At 34.8% G+C, this 18,836-nt stretch carries 20 protein-coding genes; 7 read left to right on the forward strand and 13 right to left on the reverse strand.

Annotated elements, in window-relative coordinates:
• Position 1: 1 nt before the first annotated feature.
• From CA834_RS05295 to CA834_RS05320, 6 genes are read right to left on the reverse strand one after another with little or no spacing between them, the layout of a single operon-like run.
• Positions 2-1,396, reverse strand: coding sequence for an ArnT family glycosyltransferase (locus tag CA834_RS05295; protein ID WP_094967624.1), 1,395 nt, complete (start codon positions 1,394-1,396; stop codon positions 2-4).
• Positions 1,380-2,507 (reverse strand): dTDP-4-amino-4,6-dideoxygalactose transaminase, encoded by a 1,128-nt coding sequence (gene rffA / locus CA834_RS05300; protein WP_094967625.1) that lies wholly within the window; start codon positions 2,505-2,507, stop codon positions 1,380-1,382. The genes CA834_RS05295 and rffA overlap by 17 nt, the downstream gene beginning before the upstream one ends.
• Entirely contained in the window at positions 2,494-3,216 is a 723-nt protein-coding gene (locus CA834_RS05305; protein ID WP_094967626.1) for a GNAT family N-acetyltransferase, read from the reverse strand. Before CA834_RS05305 ends, rffA begins: the two co-directional genes overlap by 14 nt.
• The gene (locus CA834_RS05310) at positions 3,200-4,129 is read right to left on the reverse strand and encodes a glycosyltransferase family 2 protein (protein WP_094967627.1); all 930 of its coding nucleotides are present in this window, start codon (positions 4,127-4,129) and stop codon (positions 3,200-3,202) included. The genes CA834_RS05305 and CA834_RS05310 overlap by 17 nt, the downstream gene beginning before the upstream one ends.
• Before the next feature lie 6 nt (positions 4,130-4,135).
• Complete coding sequence (locus CA834_RS05315) at positions 4,136-5,248, reverse strand: glycosyltransferase family 4 protein (RefSeq protein ID WP_094967628.1); 1,113 nt, start codon at positions 5,246-5,248, stop codon at positions 4,136-4,138.
• Positions 5,249-5,252: 4 nt separating this feature from the next.
• Positions 5,253-6,092, reverse strand: coding sequence for a glycosyltransferase (locus CA834_RS05320; RefSeq protein WP_094967629.1), 840 nt, complete (start codon positions 6,090-6,092; stop codon positions 5,253-5,255).
• Positions 6,093-6,187: 95 nt separating this feature from the next.
• Between CA834_RS05320 and CA834_RS05325 the strand changes: the two genes are divergently transcribed.
• Positions 6,188-6,964 carry a lipopolysaccharide kinase InaA family protein gene (locus tag CA834_RS05325; RefSeq protein ID WP_094967630.1) on the forward strand — a complete coding sequence of 259 codons (777 nt, stop codon included), beginning with the start codon at positions 6,188-6,190 and terminating at the stop codon, positions 6,962-6,964.
• Here the strand turns inward: CA834_RS05325 and CA834_RS05330 are convergent.
• On the reverse strand, positions 6,961-7,722 hold the full coding sequence (locus tag CA834_RS05330; protein WP_240507484.1) for a glycosyltransferase family 2 protein: 762 nt from the start codon (positions 7,720-7,722) through the stop codon (positions 6,961-6,963). The two genes, CA834_RS05325 and CA834_RS05330, sit on opposite strands and share 4 nt — an antisense overlap.
• Before the next feature lie 37 nt (positions 7,723-7,759).
• Between CA834_RS05330 and CA834_RS05335 the strand changes: the two genes are divergently transcribed.
• Together CA834_RS05335 and CA834_RS05340 are read left to right on the forward strand one after the other, a co-directional pair.
• Complete coding sequence (locus tag CA834_RS05335) at positions 7,760-8,584, forward strand: glycosyltransferase family 2 protein (RefSeq protein ID WP_094967632.1); 825 nt, start codon at positions 7,760-7,762, stop codon at positions 8,582-8,584.
• Between the two features lies 1 nt (position 8,585).
• Positions 8,586-9,410, forward strand: a complete 825-nt coding sequence (locus CA834_RS05340; protein ID WP_094967633.1) for a glycosyltransferase family 2 protein — start codon at positions 8,586-8,588, stop codon at positions 9,408-9,410.
• Here the strand turns inward: CA834_RS05340 and CA834_RS05345 are convergent.
• Both CA834_RS05345 and CA834_RS05350 read right to left on the reverse strand, forming a co-directional pair.
• Complete coding sequence (locus CA834_RS05345) at positions 9,403-10,470, reverse strand: glycosyltransferase family 9 protein (RefSeq protein ID WP_094967634.1); 1,068 nt, start codon at positions 10,468-10,470, stop codon at positions 9,403-9,405. The genes CA834_RS05340 and CA834_RS05345 overlap by 8 nt on opposite strands.
• A complete protein-coding gene (locus tag CA834_RS05350) occupies positions 10,471-11,286 on the reverse strand; it encodes a 2,3,4,5-tetrahydropyridine-2,6-dicarboxylate N-succinyltransferase (protein ID WP_094967635.1) in 816 nt (271 codons plus the stop codon).
• Between the two features lie 220 nt (positions 11,287-11,506).
• On the opposite strand from CA834_RS05350, the gene ruvX reads away from it, so the two are divergent.
• From ruvX to mazG, 4 genes are read left to right on the forward strand one after another with little or no spacing between them, the layout of a single operon-like run.
• Entirely contained in the window at positions 11,507-11,920 is a 414-nt protein-coding gene (gene ruvX / locus CA834_RS05355; protein WP_094967636.1) for a Holliday junction resolvase RuvX, read from the forward strand.
• Positions 11,921-11,958: 38 nt separating this feature from the next.
• Positions 11,959-12,549, forward strand: coding sequence for a peptide deformylase (gene def, locus CA834_RS05360; protein WP_094967637.1), 591 nt, complete (start codon positions 11,959-11,961; stop codon positions 12,547-12,549).
• A 10-nt stretch (positions 12,550-12,559) separates the two neighbouring features.
• The gene (locus CA834_RS05365) at positions 12,560-12,985 is read left to right on the forward strand and encodes a DUF5606 family protein (protein WP_094967638.1); all 426 of its coding nucleotides are present in this window, start codon (positions 12,560-12,562) and stop codon (positions 12,983-12,985) included.
• Between the two features lie 2 nt (positions 12,986-12,987).
• Positions 12,988-13,761 carry a nucleoside triphosphate pyrophosphohydrolase gene (mazG, locus tag CA834_RS05370; protein ID WP_094967639.1) on the forward strand — a complete coding sequence of 258 codons (774 nt, stop codon included), beginning with the start codon at positions 12,988-12,990 and terminating at the stop codon, positions 13,759-13,761.
• 252 nt (positions 13,762-14,013) lie between these two features.
• Here the strand turns inward: mazG and CA834_RS05375 are convergent, their stop codons facing one another.
• The 4 genes from CA834_RS05375 to CA834_RS05390 form a co-directional block, all read right to left on the reverse strand.
• Entirely contained in the window at positions 14,014-16,035 is a 2,022-nt protein-coding gene (locus CA834_RS05375) for a DUF349 domain-containing protein (RefSeq protein ID WP_094967640.1), read from the reverse strand.
• A gap of 79 nt (positions 16,036-16,114) precedes the next feature.
• Positions 16,115-16,876, reverse strand: coding sequence for a shikimate dehydrogenase family protein (locus CA834_RS05380; RefSeq protein WP_094967641.1), 762 nt, complete (start codon positions 16,874-16,876; stop codon positions 16,115-16,117).
• Positions 16,845-17,864, reverse strand: a complete 1,020-nt coding sequence (locus tag CA834_RS05385; RefSeq protein WP_094967642.1) for a DUF368 domain-containing protein — start codon at positions 17,862-17,864, stop codon at positions 16,845-16,847. The genes CA834_RS05380 and CA834_RS05385 overlap by 32 nt, the downstream gene beginning before the upstream one ends.
• Positions 17,864-18,832: a DUF368 domain-containing protein gene (locus CA834_RS05390; protein ID WP_094967643.1), complete on the reverse strand. Its 969-nt coding sequence runs from the start codon at positions 18,830-18,832 to the stop codon at positions 17,864-17,866. Before CA834_RS05390 ends, CA834_RS05385 begins: the two co-directional genes overlap by 1 nt.
• Positions 18,833-18,836 lie beyond the last annotated feature (4 nt).

Genomic DNA, 18,836 nt, shown 5'->3' on the forward strand with positions numbered 1-18,836 from the left:
TCTATCTTTTTTTCAATACCATTATAGGTATTGTTGTATTATCTTCTCCAACCAAGGAATAGTGTTCAATTTCGAACAACTGAAAATAATTTTTATAATCATCGAGGTAGGCGTCAGTAATAATTAAATAGTAGCCCGACTTTAGGTTGTTTACTATTGTTTTTGGATAAAAATAACCCGGAAAAGAAAATCCAATTCGGTTTAAATTAATCGACTTATAGTCCCCCAAGAAATAAAAAGCTGGAGAGACACCACTAAGGTAAACAGTAGATTTCTGGGGTATTATATCCTTTAAAATACGTTTATTATTTTGCTGGATGTTGGAGTCTTCAATCTGATGCTTCATTTCAGAAACCAGCTTAAAACTAATCTTAACAACACCTAAAATCAAGACAACCAAAAATAAAGTTTTTGGAACCTCAATGCTCGAATATGTTAAGCCATGGACCAAAAGCAATAGAATATATGCAAATATATACTGGTAATAGTGATCGTAAGCACCAAATAAAAATGGACTTAATGAGCAGATTACCAATAAGCTATAAAAGAATAAATCTTTGTTTTTTTTTGTTTTAAAAAGGAGAATAGGGAGTAAGAATACTATGGGAATATATAAAAAAGCGTTTAGTAAATGTCTGAATTTAAAGGTAGCATTTAATCCTGTACCAGAGCCAGAATCTAGTTTAACCCCTTGACCTAAAATAAACTCTAAAAACTCAATAAATTCAATTCCAAAAGATACATAGTAGATATACATTAATGCAATTGGCAATAAAACCCCTAGTGTTAAAAACAAAATACTTTTGAAAAGTTGTTTTCCTCTCTGTTGCCATAAAAGATCAAGGCCAACTGGTAAAAGAATAAATAGACCGTACTGTTTAGAAAGGAAGGAACAGGCAATGCACAATCCCGTAATAAAGATTAAAACCTTGTTATGTGTTGTTTTGAACTTCAGATAAAAATAAAGTGCCATTAATTGAAAGAGCACTGAAAACGGCTCTAAGACTAAATGGTTACCATCGTATATAAAGCACAATGCAATAAATGATAAACTTAAGAAAAGATTCAAGGCTTTATTTTTATTAATAAGCCCCATGATATGATATAGCACAAAACTGCTTGACGCAATGGCCGATAGATTTATGAAAAGTGAAATTTCAAAACTATAAGTTGTACTAAAAAAAAAGGACAAACCCATTAAAACAATTGCCATCGGATTATAGGGGGAGGCGATTTCTTTAAAGTACAATTGGCCAGCATGCATTTCTCGCATCATACTTAAATAATAGCCTGAATCATACGAAACAAAAGGAAATACTAAAAAAACTACAGCGGATGTAACTAAAGCAATACCCAGAAAGATGGATAAATAATTTAGCTTAATTGTTTTGCTCATAGTTGATAATTAAATTGGCAATGTTTTCAGCTTCGGTGAGTTGCAAGTTGTAAAATAGAGGAAGTCTTAAAAGTCTGTTTGAAAACATATCGGAATTTTTCAAAGCTCTTCCGTCATGTTTTTCAGCATAGTAAGGGCTATCATGTAATGATAAGTAATGAAAAACAGCATGGACACCTTCACCTTTTAAATATGCAATTAGGTGGCTTCTGTGTTCTATACTTTTACAAACGATATAAAATAAGTGTCCGTTTTGCGAGGCGTAATTGGGAACTACAGGCAATTTAATACGTTCTAGATTAGAACTATCTAATGTGTTGTAGTACATATTCCAGATGGCTTTACGCTTGGTTTGTATAGCGTCTAAATTTTCTAGTTGTGCCCAAAGAAAGGCCGCAATGACCTCAGAAGGTAGGAAGGAAGAGCCAATATCCATCCATCCATATTTATTGACTTCGCCCCTAAAGAATTGAGCGCGGTTAGTACCTTTTTCCCAAATAATTTCTGATCTCAGTAATAGTTTTTCATCATTGATACATAGCATTCCACCTTCTCCAGAAATGATATTTTTGGTTTCGTGAAATGAAAAAGCGGCTAAATGTCCAAAACTACCTAAGGGTTTGCCTTTGTAGTAAGAGTCAATGGCCTGTGCAGCATCTTCAATAACAATGAGGTTGTGTTTTTTTGAAATAGCCATAATAGCGTCCATATCGCACGCAATACCAGCATAATGAACAATAACTATCGCTTTTGTTTTTGGCGTAATGAGTTGTTCTATCTGTTGAGGGTCAATGTTAGGATTATTCTTATAAGAATCGGCAAATATAATTTTTGCACCTTGTCTTACAAAGGCGACGGCAGATGATACGAAGGTATAGCTGGGAATAATTACTTCATCGTCAGTTGAAATATTCGCTAAAATAGCGCACATCTCCAGGGCGTCTGTACAAGACGTTGTGAGTAAACATTTTTTAAAACCAAATTTAGATTCAAAAAAAGCATGACATTTTTTTGTGAAAATACCATTGCCAGAGAGTTTACCACTTGCTACGGCATCTTCTATATATTGTGTTTCTTTTCCAGTTAGAAACGGTTTATTAAATGGAATCATAATTTTGTTTTAACCAAAAGTGTTGAATGATTTCTCGTTGTATAATGTTGTAGCCTAGCTTTTTATAAAAGCCTACTGCATTTTTATTTTGTCCTTGGGTTGGTATATTTAGCGTCGGAATATGTTGAGACGCACAATACATTTCAATGTGCGTTAGGAGTTGTTTCCCTAAGCCTTGACCCTGATACTGCTCATCTACCGCAATTAAACCGATTTGTCCTATAGAATCATTTAAATTTAGTGTCGCAAAAGCTATGGGCATCTGTTTGTCGACTATATAAAATACCTTGTGTCCAAAGGTCTTGTTAACACTATTTATAACCCAAGCCTGGTAAAGTCGTTCAAATTCAGAATCCTTAAAAAAGGCGTCACATTTAAATCGACTATATTTTCCGCTTTCATAAGCTAAATTAAATAATAAATCGGGTTTTATGGGTAGGTCATCCGTATCTAAAATTGCTTTTGATAAGAGAGGTGATTCAGAGTATTCTATACGTTTTGAAAATACGATTTTTTCTTCTGTATAGCGCTGAGTATAACCTAATATAGTTACCTCTGTTTTTTTGTCTTGTTTTACTACAATTAATTCAAAGTTGTAATCGCTATCAAGTGCAATCGGTGATTTTAAAAGTCCCTCGATGTGGATTTCACCAATCTTTTTATTAAAAAAATCACTTTCCCACTTTAATATTTTAGTCGTGTAACTCATCTACGATATAAAGTGGTCTGTTTTTTACCTGATTGAATACTTTTCCTAAATAAATACCTGTTATTCCTAATATGGTAATAATAATACCTGAAAAAAAGCAAATGCCTATAAATATGGAGGCGTAGCCCATGACTTCAATTTTATTGAAAATAGCTTGAAAAAAAACATAGATAGCCGCTAGAAATGAAAGCGTAGACACAAGAATTCCAAAGTTTAAAAAGAGACGTAAAGGCCTGTCGGAAAAGGATATTATGGTATTAAATGCCAGTTTAAACAATGTTAAATAGGAGTAGGAGGATTTACCTTCAATTCTCTCAGCATGTTCTACATGGATGGCCGTTTGTTTGTAGCCCACCCAATTAACGAACAGCGGAAAAAATGAAATTTTATCACCAATTTGAAGGACGTTTTTAATCACTTTTTTATGGTACACTCCAAAATTGGCAATTTCGTTGTCTATAGAAATTCCGGAAAAATAATTGAAAAATATGTAAAAAAGTTTCGACGTATACTTTTTTAAAAACGAATCTTTTCTTTTAGTTCGTTTTGCAAGAACAACATCGAAACCTTCCTGTGCTTTATTATAAAGTTTTATGATTTCTTTGGGTTGGTCTTGTAAATCGCAATCCATTACAACAATCCAATTGCCTTTTGCTTGAGATAAGCCAGCCATAATTGCCGGATGTTGTCCGAAATTTCGACTCAACCTAATACTTTTAACCTCTGGATTGGTTTTTGATAGTTGCTTCATTTTTTCCCAGGAGCCATCGGGACTTCTATCATCAACCAAAATTATTTCATAAACAACGTTGAGTATTTTTAATGTCTCCTTAAGTCTTAAAACCAAATCATCAACAATGTTTTCAGCTTTATAAACTGGACTCACAATAGATATTTCAATAGTTTCCGCCATGAGGATTTATTGGTTTTTTGGATTTAGACTTTTATATAATTTGATGGTTTTGTCTGCCATCACTTCAGACGTAAAATTTTCTAAAAGCAGGTCATAGGCCTTTTGCGTAATTTTAGACCTAAGCGTGTCGTCATCCATTAATCGTTTAATGTTCATCGCTAAATTTTTAAAATCTTTAGCTTCGGACAGCAAACCGGTTTCATTATGTGTAATTGCTTCAGGAATACCACCAACATTAGTGGACACTACAGGTACCTTATAATAAAATGATTCTAAAATACTCAATGGCAACCCTTCACTTTGAGAACTCATTAAAAATACGTCAAATTGAGAGGTGTATTTGTAACCATCTTTGATAAAACCTGTAAACGTTATAAACTTTTCTAAGTTATTCGCTTTAACTTGTCCCTGTAATGTAGAAGTAAAATCTGTAAACCTACCTATTTGTAAGGCATGTATGTTTTGTATGTTTAAAGTATTTACTAAATAATCTATAGTGTTTACAAAAGTAGTCAAGTCTTTGGCATTAACGTGGTTAGCAACGTTCCCAATTATAATGCAGTTTTTTCTAATATTAAAGGATTCGTAAATATCAACTTCTTTATGAACTTGTAATTCAGTAGGATTTAAACCATCCCTTAAAACCATGAGTTTATGATGGTTTTTTGAATATAATAAGTCCTTAAAACGCTCCTTAATCGCTTCTGTGACGCAGGTGACCTTAGCTATGCCTTTGTAGTTGTATTTAACTTTACTGAGCATACTAGAGCTAGTACTCATGTCTTTTTTAGAAAAAATACATTGACACGGTAAATTATATAATAAATCGGCGAGCATATAGGTAAGAACAAATTTACCATTATGGATATGTATGATATCTATATTTTTTTCAATCACAGTTTCCTTTAGAGCCTTTAATAAAGAGGGATTGTAGGCTTTCCGTTTTGGAACTGCAATAATTTCTCCTCGTATTTTTTCTTTATATTCGAGAAGAATAGACGTATCAAAACAAAATATATAATTTTCGATCCCTTTTTTTTCCGTTGCCTCAACTAAATAGATGAGCTGCTGTTCGCTGCCACCAAATTTAATATTGCTCGAAAGATGAAGAATCGTCATATTTTTATTTATAAAAGCCTAGTGCTTTTTTAATATTTTTAAAGTGAAAGCTCCAATATGATGAGATGTAATTAGAGAAACTTAATAGTTTCCATTGACTGCGTACTTCTAAATTTGTATTTACAAAACTTACTTGCGCTTCAGAAATTTGAAAATTATCGAGAAAAGTTGTTAGGTCTACCTGTCCAAAACCAGTAAATTCATTGACTTTGTTTTCTTGATGTATAATGGAGCACCACACATATTCGTCTTTTATTTGGAGAATACTTGTTTCTTTTTTCCAATGATTATGGGGTATGCTCCATATCGTATTAGGGTTGTCATTACGCTCAATTAAAGACAGAAAAGGATTGTACTGATGGAGTTTTTTCCCTAGTCTTACCTTAGGGTGAATCTGTAATGTAAAACCATTTATAAAGTCTACCGCCATAAAATCCTGGTTTTTGAATTTTTGTTGGACACTTGCAATGAAGTTACGACTTAAACAGTCGTCATTATCCATTCTAGAGGTAATAATATAATCTGTTTCACAATTACTGATATACTCTTTAATAGCGGGTAAAAAAGCATCCATACCATCAATAAAGAATGGTTTTAGATTTGGGATTTGCTTTTCAATAACTTTAATAATAGCTCTAAACTCATCTTTGGTAGAGCTATCAAAGAAGACCAGCCACTCAAAGTTTGTATTGGTTTGCGATGCTACACTTGGCACACAGAACTCATTAAATAACTGAAATCGGTTACGGTGCCAATCATCTGTTAACACGGCAACATTGTTTTTGTTGGTTACCCAGTCTGATTTTCTTAGGTTAAATCTCGTGATTAAAAAGTGTTTGTACATGCGTTGCGCTCAAACGGAAATGAAAAACCGTTGGGTAAAAATATTAAAACTAGATAAATTGCCCTACTTTTATCCGCGTTAAATACTTTTTCAAAATGCGTGCGAATATAGTTATTAATACAGACTCTAAATTAGCCAAAGAGGATGTGCTGCATATACTAGAGCGATTTGCAAACGAAGGTAAATTAATTGGTGATGGCAACAGAAATGTCATTAAGGTTTTGGAAGTTAATGGGGAACAGCTCAATATTAAGTCATTTAAAATTCCAAATATCATTAATCAAGTTGCTTATCGCTTTTTTAGAAAAAGTAAAGCGCAACGCTCCTTCGAGTACGCCTATAAATTAAGTGAGCTAGACATAAAAACCCCACAACCTGTGGCTTATGTAGAGTATACTTCTGGCACTACCTTTAAAAGGAGCTATTATATCAGCAAACAAATACAATACGATTTAACCTTTCACGATTTACTTCTTAATAGAAACTTGCCAGATTATGAAAGTATCATGAGGGAATTTACGCGCTTTACATTTCAGCTGCATGAAAAAGGCATACATTTTTTAGACCATTCGCCTGGTAATACGCTAATTCGAGTTAATGATGACGATTTTGAATTCTTTCTGGTAGATTTAAATCGTATGGAGTTTAAAATTTTAGACTTCAATGAGCGCATGAAGAACTTTGCACGTTTATCACCAAGAGATCACATGCTAGATATTATGAGTAACGAGTACTCCAAGTTATATCCCTTAAAATCCGAAGCAGAGATTAAGGAAAAGATGTATTTCTACTCACATCAGTTTATGACTAGTTTTGCCAAACGTGAGGCTTTTAAAAAAAAGTATTTTTTTTGGAGGGCGAAAAAATCTTAAGACTGACGGTACAACTCTCGTAATTTAATATACTTTAAAAAAGTAATATTGGCCGTTTGGACGCAGATGACTAAGCCATTAAATCCATCTAAAAAACCAAGTCTTAGGATATAAGACTTAAAAAATGCCCATGTTGGGTTCCAGATGATTTTCCAAACTGATGCTTTTTTTCCATTATCGAAATACGCTTGTGCCGCAATCGTAGAAAAATACTCTGTCTTTTTGTTGAATTCAGAATAACTTTGATAGGTTTTGTGCAGTATATCGCCTTTTAAATGACCAATTTTTGTATTTGCTTCATTAAGAGCCACGTAATCATGCGGATTAAGCCCTTGCCAATGGCCTTTTCTTCTGTCAAAAACGCGAAGTTTTTTATTAGGGTACCAATCAGAATGCTTGATCCATTGACCACAAAAGTTATTTAAACGGTTGCAATAGTATCCGTCGTAGCTCCAATTTTTCTTTAAATCAAGTATGGATTGTTGAAGTGTATTGGAAAGCGCTTCATCGCCATCTAAGGATACGATATGGTTATAACTAGCTTGGGATAGGGCAAAGTTTTTTTGCTCTATATAGCCTAAAAACTTTTGTTCTATGAATGTAGCATCGAATCGTTGGCATATAGCTTTTGTACCATCGGTAGAGTAGGAGTCTACTACAATAATTTCGTCCACCACATTAATTAAGGAAGCCAAACATTCAGCAATGTTTCGTTCTTCGTTATATGTAATTATTACACCGGATAGTTTCAGCATCATTCAATTCTAATACGGTAAAAATACTATTTTTGTCTTTATGCATTCCACTTTAAAAGCATCTGTAATTATCAGTACATACAACCAGCCGGAATGGTTAGATCTTGTGTTGCATAGTTATTCGACCCAAACCAATAAAGCGTTTGAAATTATTATTGCAGACGATGGGTCAGATGAACGTACAAAAGAGGTCGTAGATAATTTTAAGAAGTCTAAAGACTTGTTGGTTAAGTACATTTGGCAAAAAGATGAAGGATTTCAAAAAACGAAAATACTCAATAAAGCCATAGGTTTATCGGGAACTGATTACTTGATATTTACCGATGGGGATTGCATCGCGAGAAATGACTTCGTAGAAAACCATTTAAGGCGTAGGCGTAAGAATAATGCCTTATCTGGGGGTTACTTTAAACTGACGGAAGCTATTTCCTTTCTGGTAAATAAAGCAATCATAGATAGTCAAGAATGTTTTGATAAAAATTGGTTAATAGCGCACGGACAACCTAAGAGTTTTAAGCTAAATAAGTTGACTAGGTCAAAATTAAAATCAAGGGTTTTAAATATGTTCACACCAACCAAGGCTACATTTGATGGAATGAATGCCTCCTGCTGGAAATCTGATATTTTAGCTGTCAATGGCTTTGATGAACGTATGCAATATGGAGGTGAGGATAGGGAAGTTGGTGAACGAATGATGAACAATGGCATTAGGTTTCTGCAGGTGCGATATAGTACGATTTGCGTACATTTGCACCATAAAAGACCGTACAAAAATGAAAGTGCGGAGCGTCGTAATTTGGAAATACGAAAGGCGACAAAGAAACATAAAACAACATATACCAAATTTGGTATAAACAAAGACTAGTATGGCATTACCTCAAATAACCGTTATTATCGCAACCTATAATAAAACGGACTGGTTAGAGAAAGTTTTATACGGTTATAGCGTTCAAACCTATAAGGACTTTGATATTATCATTGCAGATGACGGCTCCACACATGAAACAAAGGCATTAATCGATGGCTTCAAAAAAGATTACCCTGTGAACATCACGCATTTATGGCATGAAGATAAAGGTTACAGGCGCCAAAAAATTCTTAACGAGGCTATTGTAAAAGCCAGCAATGAATACATTCTGTTTACAGATGGAGATTGCATCCCAAGAAAAGATTTTGTAGAAACCCATGCCAAGCATGCCGAAAAAGGCTATTTTTTATCGGGTGGTTATTGTAAACTTAATATGGATTTAAGTAAAACAATTTCAGAAGACGATATTAGGTCCCACAATTGTTTTGATGTAAAATGGTTGAAGTCTAAAGGTGAACTAGGAAGTAAAAACCAATTAAAATTATCCGTAAAAGATGGTTTGGCTAAGTTTTTAGATGTAGTTACACCAACTGGAGCTACATTTAATAATTGTAATTCTTCAGCGTGGAAGGCAGATTTGATAGCCATAAACGGTTATGATGAGCGCATGCAGTATGGCGGTCCTGATAGAGAGTTAGGCGAGCGTCTTATTAATAACGGTATAAAGACCAAACAAATTAGATATAAGGCCATCTGTTTGCATTTAGACCATGCTCGAGGCTATAAAACGCAAGAGTCTTTAGATCGTAACCTGGCTATTAGAGCCAAGGTGAAAAAAGAAAACATAAAGTGGACAGATTTTGGAATAAAAAAGGTTAACTAAGTCTTTTTAAAAATGCCTTTAAATCCTTTTCAAAAAATGAGGGCTTAAACATTTGATATAATTCTGAGACTCTAGATTTTAATACCTTGGGATGATCAATGTTTAAATAGGATTCTGTATCATAGTCTTTAAGGTGAACCGAGACATGTTTTTCGCCATCATCAAACATATTCCAGGCCTCTTTTTTAATCCAGGGTGAGAAAATTGTAAATGTCGGAACAAACAAAGCCTTTGCCATATTTATTGCTCCTCCTTCATTACCGATTAAAGCAGTGCAATGCGAAGTAATAGCTAAAAAATCACGCAGACTATTCCCAAAAACCTTAAAATAAACATGCTTTTGGGTTTCAGTAGAACAATGCTCTAAAATGGTCTTGGCCTCTGTTTCTTGCTTCGGAATATAATTAAAGAGAATTTGACTTTCTGGGTTTATTTTAATTATGGTGTCAATGACCTTTGCCATATAGTCAAATGGATAGGTTTTAATAAGGCTACTACCTAAAACCCCAATCATAAACAAAGGTTTATTTAGATTTACCCCGTTTTTGACTAAATAATCACGAGATGCTTTTCTTTCATTTTCGGTCAAATATATCTTCGGCCTTACAAGGACAGAGCTGTCAATGCCTAAAGGTTGTAGCAACTGCAATCTGTTTTCAATGGCTAATCCCGCATTGGTCAATGCCTTGGCTTTGTGTTTGAATCTATGCGTATAGATTAGAGCATTATGACCTTTATCAATAGATATTTTGGTTTTTGCATGAGATAGCAAACTTATGATGTTGCTCGATATTTTAGAATATACATCAATAACGACATCAAAGCTTTCTTTTCGTAATTCTTTTGAAAACTGGTAGAGCTTCCATTTACTTTTTTCGTGTTCTGGGGTAAAAAAATGAAATTTGTCTATAAACGGATTACGTTCAACAACAGGATAGGTATGTGAATTTAGCACGTAATGTAATTTAGCCTTAGGATGTTTCTGCTTGATAGCTTCAAACAAAACGCTCGTGGCCAAAACATCACCTATCATCTTTTGTTGTATAATAAGCACCTTCATTTACACGGCAACATCATATTCGCGCAAAGCATCGTTTAAAGAAGTTTTCTTATCTGTACTTTCTTTACGTTTTCCTATAATCAAGGCACATGGCACTTGAAATTCTCCAGCTTTGAATGTCTTGGTATAACTTCCGGGTATCACGACAGACCGTGCTGGAACAACACCTTTGGTTTCAACAGGAGTATCACCAGTAACATCAATAATTTTGGTACTCATGGTAAGAACGACATTAGCGCCTAAAACGGCTTCTTTTTCTACACGAACGCCCTCAACAACGATACAGCGGCTGCCAATAAAAGCACCATCCTCAATGATTACAGGAGCTGCCTGTAAAGGTTCTAATACACCACCGATACCTACACCGCCAGAGAGGTGCACATTCTTGCCAATTTGGGCGCAACTCCCAACTGTTGCCCAAGTATCCACCATGGTGCCTTCGTCAACATAAGCACCAATATTAACATAGCTAGGCATCATAATAACACCCTTAGATATATAGGCGCCATGACGTGCAACAGCGTGAGGTACAACCCTTATACCCTTATCAGCATAGCCACGCTTAAGTGGAATTTTATCATGATATTCAAAAATACCTACCTCATAAGTCTGCATTTTTTGGATTGGGAAATATAGGACCACAGCTTTCTTAACCCACTCATTAACCTGCCAACCATTGTCCGTAGGCTCAGCAACTCTTAACGTACCATCGTCAATTAAATCAATAACGCTTCGTATGGCATCAATAGTAACCGGGTTTGATAATAGAGAACGGTCATCCCATGCATTTTCTATAACTGCTTGTAATTGTTTCATAAAAGAGAACTTGATTTTTTTCAAAGATAAGCCCTAGTGAAGGCAACAAGAAAACAATTTTTGAAATTTTTGTGAGTTATTTTAGCTGTAATCAATCGAAAAAGTAGATGTGTCATTAATTTTAATTAGGAAACTAAAATTAAAACTGTAGTTGGGTTAGATTCAAGTACATCTTGTATTCCCCAGCGTTTTTTATTGAATGTATCGTACATTTGTCATTATGGGAAGAATTTTGGCTATAGATTATGGGACTAAGCGCTGCGGCTTGGCAGTAACAGATGAGCTTCAGATTATTGCATCCGGTTTAACTACCGTTGAAACCAAGCACTTGTTGTCTTATCTCAAGAAATATGTTTCATTTGAAAAGGTGGATTTATTTGTGGTTGGTCTTCCTAAGCAAATGAATAATTCAGCTTCCGAAAGTGAAGTTCATATTCAACAATTTTTAGTTCAGCTTGCTAAGGCAATCCCAAATATTCCCGTTCAAAGGGTAGATGAACGCTTTACATCAAAAATGGCTTTTCAAACCATGATAGATAGTGGGTTAAAGAAAAAACAACGACAAAATAAAGCCTTGGTAGACGAAATTAGCGCTACTCTTATTTTACAAAGTTATTTGACTTCAAAATCTTAAATAAGTATTGTACTTTTGCCTGTGTAAATAAACGTATTATGATTTTACCTATCGTAGCCTATGGTGACGCCGTTTTAAAGAGAAAGGCCAAAGAAATAGATAAGGATTATCCCAATTTGAAAGAGCTTGTTGATAACATGTATGAAACCATGTATGGTGCTTTTGGTGTTGGTCTTGCTGCTCCACAAGTAGGTTTGCCCATTCGTTTATTTTTGGTAGACACATCGCCTTTTGCGGAAGACGACAGTTTTACCGAGGAGGAACAGGAAGAACTTAAGAAATTTAAGAGAACCTTTATCAATGCGAAGATTTTGGAAGAGCATGGCGATGAATGGGCATTTAATGAAGGTTGTTTGAGTATTCCAGATGTTAGGGAAGATGTTTTCAGAAAGCCAATCATTAAAGTGCAATACCAAGATGAAAACTTTGTTACCCACGTAGAAGAGTTTGATGGATTAATAGCAAGAGTCATCCAACATGAATACGATCATATTGAAGGTATTTTATTCACAGACAGGCTTTCTTCTTTTAAAAAACGAATTATCAAAGGGAAATTGACCAATATCTCTAAAGGAAAAATAAAAATTGATTATAAAATGCGCTTTCCTATTATGAGCAGAAAGCGCTAAAAAAATAGCTATGGGTTTAGACAAAATACTTTCCATTTCAGGTAAACCTGGATTATACAAAATAGTGACTCAAACAAGAACAGGTGCCGTTGTAGAGTCTTTGATTGATAAAAAACGCCTTACTGTGGGTGCACATAGTAATATTAGCGTGTTAAGTGAGATAGCCATTTATACCTTAACCGAAGAGGTACCACTACGAGATGTTCTTAAAACAATAAAAGACAAGGAGGGCGGACAACTTACCTCAATTAGTCATAAAGATGGGAAAGACGTTTTAGAGGAGTACTTTTTTAATGTCCTGCCAGATTATGATGAAGACCGTGTATACCCATCGGATATAAAAAAGGTGGTACAATGGTATAACTTACTTCAAAAGAACGATCTTCTCCATACTTTTGACACCGAGGAAGAGGCCGATATCTCTGAAGAAGAATAAGCATGACGGATAAGTCTACCCAATTAAAGGCCTTTGAGCGCTTGTTAATTATTATGGATGAGTTGCGGGAGCAATGTCCTTGGGATAAAAAACAAACTATGGAGTCCTTGCGCCATCTCACTATTGAAGAAGTTTACGAACTCGGGGATGCTATTTTAGATAAGGATTTAGATGAAGTAAAAAGGGAATTGGGTGACGTATTGCTGCATATTGTATTCTATTCAAAAATAGGTAGTGAAAGTAATAATTTTGACATCGCTGATGTTTGCAACTCCATATGTGACAAGTTAGTTGAGCGGCATCCACATATTTATGGGGATGTGAAAGTAGACAATGAAGAGGATGTAAAACGAAATTGGGAACAATTAAAGCTAAAAGAAGGTAAAAAAAGTGTATTAGAAGGAGTCCCAAAAAGTCTGCCCGCAATGGTAAAGGCGAATCGTATACAAGATAAGGTAGCTGGTGTAGGATTTGATTGGGAAGAGCCCGAGCAGGTTTTTGAAAAAGTAGAGGAGGAGCTTTCTGAACTTAAGGAGGAGCTAACCCGTGGTAACCAAGATGCTATTGAAAATGAGTTTGGTGATGTGCTTTTTTCTCTTATTAATTATGCACGTTATTTAAAGGTTAATCCCGAAAATGCTTTAGAGCGCACTAATAAAAAATTCATTAAAAGGTTTCAATATCTTGAAAATAAGGCTAAACTATTAAACAAGTCTTTACAGGACATGACCCTTTCTGAAATGGATATACTTTGGGAGGAAGCTAAGTCTCTGTAGTATCCCTAGATTTATGTTCAATTTTTAATGGATATTGACACAACCCTGTTAAATGTTTCAAAAATTCCTGTTTAAAACATCCAAAGCCTATTTTAAGTCCGTAAATAAATTATAAAGGCTATAACGTTTTTATAATCTTAGTTGGAAATCTTAGTTATGCGAAGCGGTTGTAATTAAGGTTAATTTAGTTTAGTTAGGGCAAAACCCATCTGTTTTAAAAATCGGATGGGTTTTGTATTAGGTCTATTTTGGTTAGTACATATCACGAACCTTAGATAACTTGACTTTCCAAGTGTCTAACTCTTTTTTGTGGTTAGCTATATTCTTATGTACATCTTTAACCAATGGATTATCAGACTCAACATTGGAAAAGAATTGCAAGTTGTTTTCTAATTGGTTGATTTCAGACTTTATTTCACTAATCTTCTTACGAATGAAATTTTGTTCATTATCTAATTTTCTGGTATCATTATCATCAGTAGCAAGATTTTCTAACTTACTTTCAAACTTCACCATCTCAAGTTTGGATTTATCCATTTTTAGGGTATCGAATGTTTCATCGATAGCTTTATAAAACTTACCATCAATGTACCTTTTGTTCTGTGGTACATGACCAATGGACTTCCATTCCGCTATTTTATCTCTTAAAATTTTAATATTTGATTTAACATCGTCTTCCAGTTTTAAGGATTTCAATTCTTCTAGAAGTTTTACTTTTTTGTCAAAAGCGTCATATAGATGTTGGTGCTCTTCCTTCTTTTTGGCGTGTATTCTATCGAAATAGTGATTACAGGCTTTCTTAAATTGTTTCCAGATTTTATCACTATCCCGTCGTGGTACATGGCCAATCTTTTTCCAATCGTTTTGTATTTTTTTCATTAAGGGTGTCACCACTTCAAAATCATCACTATCCTTGTTGGCTTCCGCTATATCTATGAGCTCCTTCTTTTTCTGAAGGTTTTCATATTGACTTTTCTTTAAATTTTTATAAAACTGATTTTTACCGCGATTGAAACTCCTTACAGCGTCCTTGAATTTAGCCCATGTTGCTTCATTTACTTTAAGCGGTACCTTGCCAGCATTGAAAAAAGCCTCACGCAACGCTTCTATTTCCTTTATTTTTTTCTGCCAAGCACCGTGAGAATTAATTTTGTCCTCTGCTATAGTTTGTATTTGGGCTATAATTTCTTCTTTCTTTTCAAGGTTTTTCTCATAAGCTTTGTCAAGATCCTTGTAGTAAGCTTGACGTTTGTCATGAATGCTTTTAGTGGCATTGCTAAAACGCTCCCAAATTTCTTCCCTGTGCTCTTTGGCCACGGGGCCGAGCTCTTCTTTCCACATTTTATGCAAAACTTGAAGTTCTCTAAAAGCACGGTTAATGTTGTCATCTGCAGCTAATTCTTCGGCACGTTCAATAATTTTAAGCTTTTGTTCATAATTATGCTTAAAGTCCAAATCGCGCAGGTCATTGTTAAGATGCAAGAAATCATAAAACCGTTCTACATGATGGTGATAAGTGTTCCAAGCGTTATTGTATTTGTCTCTAGGAATCGGTCCAGAATTACGCCACTTTTCTTGTAGCTCCTTAAAGTGCTTATAAGTTGTGTTTATATTTTCTTCCACATTGAGCAAACCTTTAATCTCTTCAATTATCGCCAGGCGGTTTTCTAGATTTTGCTTAAGTGTTTGTTCTCTTTCTCGGTAATAGCTTTTAATATTTTGCCTGTATTCTTTATAGAGCTGATTAAAAAGTTTTTTGGTGTCATTCGTATAATAGAAATCTATTTCATTCCCACCATCATTGATGAACTCTTCTTTCTTTTCATCAAGCAATTCCTCGAACTTAGCATTAAATTCAGATTTTATTTGATTGACATGCTTGGAAATTGTTTGAATTTTGTGATGTTTCAATAAACGGTTAAGTTCATTTACTAGTTGGTCCATTGACATCGCATGATAATCCTTTTCCTCAACATCATGTCTTTCAGCATTAGACTCATCTTCAGCATCTTCAGCATTTGAAGCCTCAATTTCATCTACATGTTTATCATCTGATGGTTCTTCTTTATCGGTAGGTTCTTTATCCTCATTAATTTCTGAAGTTTTGGTAGCACTGGGTTTATGCTCGGGTTCTGATGGGTTAACTTTCTTTGTTGGAGCTAGGTCTTTAGAGGTTTCTTCAACGTTTAAGGTTGTTTCTTTTGTAGTAGTGTTGTCCTCTGTGACTGTTTCTTTTTTTCCATCTGCTTCTTGCAGGTTATCATTCTCAGACATTTGTCAATAAATTTTGTGTATGCGCTAAAGATAGTAACAACTCCAATAACTACAAAGGAAATAAGGATTTGGCTTTGTCTTATGACTTATTCCATATCTCCCAAGCCTTATCGGCTTGTAGTTTGAGCATTTCTAGACCGTTGATGGTTGTGGCGCCTTTAATGTCGCCACAACTTAAAAATTTTGTCTGTTCTGGGTTGTAGATAAGGTCATAAAGAATGTGCTGTTCTGTTATAGCCTCATAGGGTATGTCTGGGCACTCATTTACCTTAGGAAAGGTGCCTATTGGTGTACAATTAATAATAATGGGGTAGCTTGAGATGATTTCTTCAGTTAAATCAGAATAAAGAAATTTCACAGTTTCTTTTTCAACTCTTGAAACAAAGTCATAATCAATTTTCAGCTTCTTGAGTGCGTAGGCAACAGCTTTAGAAGCACCTCCGGTACCTAAAATTAATGCGCGATTGTGCATTTGTTTTAGATGTGGCTCTAGCGATTTTTTAAAGCCGTAATAATCTGTATTGTAACCAATAAGTCTTTGGTAACGGGTTATTCTAATGGTATTAACAGCTCCAATTTTTTTAGCGCGCTTGTTTAGACCATCAAGTAGTGGAATCACGTCTTCCTTATAGGGTATGGTTACATTTAAACCCTTTAGGTTTGGCGTACTTCTTATGATGTCATCTAAGGTTTCAATATGTTCTAGATCAAAATTAACATACGAATAGGGTAGATTTTCCCTTTTAAATTTTTCAGTGAAATAGGCGCGTGAAAAGGAGTAGGAAATATTTTTTCCTACCAAACCAAATTTAATCTTTAACTTTTCTTGTGCGTTGTCCATACCATTCAAGACCTAATACTATCAAAACTCCCAAGACAATATAAGCAATAGCTAAATAAGTTTCGCTGTTAAACTCGGGTAAAAAACGTTCGTAATTCTCAATAATTTGTTTTCCAGTAGAATCCAATACAAAATCACCATCCATATTGGTCTTATAAATGGTTTTTTTCCATGGCCAAACGACACCTAGAGAACCAATTATAAATCCTACAATAGTAGCAAGTGTTATATTTTTATAGTGGTGTAAAATATAATTGAGAATATGTGAAAAGGTAACCAAACCCGCTACCGAACCAAGTGTAAAAACAGCAAGTACCTTTAACATTCGAAGTCTAACCTGATTTTCTAAAAATGTAAAATCCCCACTTAGAAGTTCAAAAATTGTATCGTAAAGGGCATTTACCGAATCTACGAGAAGGAGAACGTAATTGCCCAATAAAATTAGGATAAAAGATCCAGAAAATCCTGGAAGGGTCATCCCTGAGACACTAATCATTCCACAAAAGAATACAAATAATAAATTGTCATTTTCGGTAGCTGGATCTAGAAAGCTAATACTAAGACCAACCACAGTTCCAAGAATTAAGGCTGTTATCGTTTTTCGATTCCAATCCTTAAAATCTTTGTTTATATAGTAAATTGAGCCTAGAATCATTCCAAAAAATGTGCTCCAGACATAAAGTTGATAGTTCTCAATGAGATAATCCAAAATTTTGGAAACACTAAAGTAACTCACTACCATTCCCAGAAAGAGCAGGCCTAAAAACTTCCCATTAATATAGCGATAAAAACTCTTGTATCTACCAGATACCAGCAACTTAAAGGCTGTTTTGTTGACGCGTTGAAGTGAATAAATAAATTCCTCATAGAAGCCTGCAACAAAAGCCACCACACCACCCGAAACGCCTGGAACTTTATTGGCTGCGCCCATAGCCAGTCCTTTGATGACCAAAAAAACACGATCTTTAAGACTTCTAGTGCTTTCCATTAAACCCTTTTTTTAGCCTTTCCTAAACTTTCGAGAATGAGGATAGTGGCAAATCCAATAACAACAAAAACCAAGGCTAGAAGAAGCTGATTATTACCTTCAAAAGCGTAGGGTGAAATACTTTTATCGAGCAGGGTAACTTCTTCTCCTTTTGAATTAATACGAGTTTTTAAAACTTGTTTCCAAGGCCATATTTTATTGAGAGACCCAATCATAAACCCAGTTAAAATGGCAAGGGTAAGATTTTTTTTGTGCTTAAACATCCAGTTTAATGCTTTGGAAAACACCTTAAGTCCTATGACCGCTCCAATGGCCAAAAGACAAAATTTGAGAAAAGCATCCTTAAAAAGTTCGAGGTTTCCGGTTGTAAGGCCTTCAACCAAATTATTTACAGTGTCAATCGCTGTTTGGTAAGCGCCTAATATGAGAAGAATAAATGCGCCCGAAACCCCTGGGAGTATCATGGCGATGATGGCTATAAAGCCACAGAACAGTAAATAGCTATAACTATCTGGTGATGCAAACGGTTCTGCAAGCGTAATAAAATAGGACAGAGCAGAGGTTATGATAATGGCAACGATTATCACTACGGTCCAAGATTTTATTTGTTTGGCAATATACAGTATGCTTGCCAAGACCAGACCAAAAAAGAAGGACCACAATAAAACAGGTTCGTTATTTAGCAACCACTTAATAAGTTTGGCTAAGGATAGGATGCTTATGGCTATACCACAAAATAGCACCAACAAAAAAGTACCATTAATGGATTTCCATGCGACTTTAAAACCGCCTTGTTTCCATAACTTAAAAAATCCGATATTTACCTTATCAATGCTTTCAATAAGTTCTTCATAAATCCCAGAAATAAACGCTATTGTTCCACCAGAAACTCCAGGGACAACATCTGCAGCTCCCATGGCAATGCCCTTTAAGGCGATGATTAAATAGTCTAAAAAACCTCTTTGCATTTCA

The organism is Winogradskyella aurantia, from assembly GCF_002266855.1.
Taxonomy (GTDB): domain Bacteria; phylum Bacteroidota; class Bacteroidia; order Flavobacteriales; family Flavobacteriaceae; genus Winogradskyella; species Winogradskyella aurantia.